Here is a 1,447-nt window from a genome sequence, read left to right as displayed (position 1 = left end):
TCTTCAGTGCAGCAGGATGCGGTGGCGTAGGAGGTCGAACCCTGCCCGGCCGTGCATCTGCCGCATGATTCTCTTCGTTCGCGTGTTGACGCCTTCGGTCCGGCCGTTGTGATGCGGCAAGGTGATGCCGGCGTTCACAGCATCGCGGTCGAGTTCGAGGCCGTTGGCGAAGCCGTGCAGGTGGGGCAGGTTGGCGGCCCGGGCGTCGGTGAGCCAGGCGGTGAGCTTGGCGTCGTTGCCCGCGGCCGGGGACAGGAACTCGGCGAAGGCACGGATCAGGCGGGCGAGCTCGGCCAGCTCAGGGCACGTACCCATGAGTTCCTGCAGCAACGCGGTGTCTGCCTCGCGCAGCCGACCGGGGCGGGTGAGCAGAAGCCGAGCCAGACGGCGTGGTGTGACCACGGGCCGATCGCCCTCGGCCCGGCCTTGAGTGAGGTAGCGGTAGAGCAGGTTGAGGCTGCCCGTGTACCCGAGTTCCTTGATCTCACGGAACAGCTGGAGGACCGGGACGGCCGGGTCGGCGGCGCGCCGCTGGCGCAGGTGATCGCGGTAAGGATCGACGAGGGTGGGCCGGTAGCGGGGAGCGCGGCGCAGTGCCTCCGGCTGCCGTGTGCGGGCGTAGCGCTTGACGGTGTTCAGGGACAAATTGAGACGACGTGCGCATTCCAGCAGGCCGACGCCCTTGTCCAGCAGGTCGTGGATCTGCTGCCAGCGCTCGCGTGTGGTCTGCTCTCGGACACCGGCGGGCCGGGCCGGGTTGACCGTGGCCCAGCAGGAGCTGTGGGAGCGGACCTCGGCGAGGGTCTTGTCGCAGAGGTTCTTCCACAGGTGCCATCTGTCGCTGACCTGCGTCGCGTCGGGCAATGCCCTGCGGATCGCCTCGCCGTAGGCACCTGACCCGTCCCGGCAGACGGTCTCCACTCCGGGATGGGCACGTAGCCACGCCTCAAGGGCGTCGGCGCCACGGCCGGGGAGAACGTCGATGCGCTCGCCGGTCTCGGCGTCGGTGAGAATCGTGGCGTATCGGTGGCGGCGCTTGAGAGCGAAGTCGTCGACCCCGAGCACGCGGGGGACCCGCGGTGGCGGCAGCGGCAACCGCATGAGCAGCCGCAGTGCCGTGGACCTCGAGATCGCGACGTCCAGCGCCTGTGACAGGCGAGAGCCCGCCCGGCCCGCGAGCTCTCTGACCACGGCTCCCAGTTGGCCGGTGAGCCTGTTGGTGCGGCGCTGGTAGCGCTCCAGCAGCCCCGGCACCTGTTCACGGAACGTCTGCCGTGGGCACTCCAGCGCCGGGCAGACCAGGCGCCGTACTGTCACCGACACCACCACTGTCCGCCCGTCGACCGGGATGTCCCTGACCGTCCGGCCGCAGAAGCCGTGCACACGGCCGGTCAGCACCCCGCACACCGGGCACGGCACAGGCTCATCCCTCGTGCGGGCCATGACC

Annotated in this window: 1 protein-coding gene; it reads right to left on the bottom strand. The window is 70.0% G+C overall.

What is annotated here, in order from left to right; translation table 11 throughout:
* Positions 1–3: 3 nt before the first annotated feature.
* On the bottom strand, positions 4–1,447 hold a 1,444-nt coding region (locus tag FLX08_RS39850; RefSeq protein ID WP_142625426.1), incomplete at its 5' end, for an ISL3 family transposase.

Source organism: Microbispora hainanensis (genome assembly GCF_006874475.1).
GTDB lineage: Bacteria > Actinomycetota > Actinomycetes > Streptosporangiales > Streptosporangiaceae > Microbispora > Microbispora hainanensis.
Note: the sequence above shows the minus strand (reverse complement) of the source record. Positions and strands in the feature narration are given on the sequence as shown.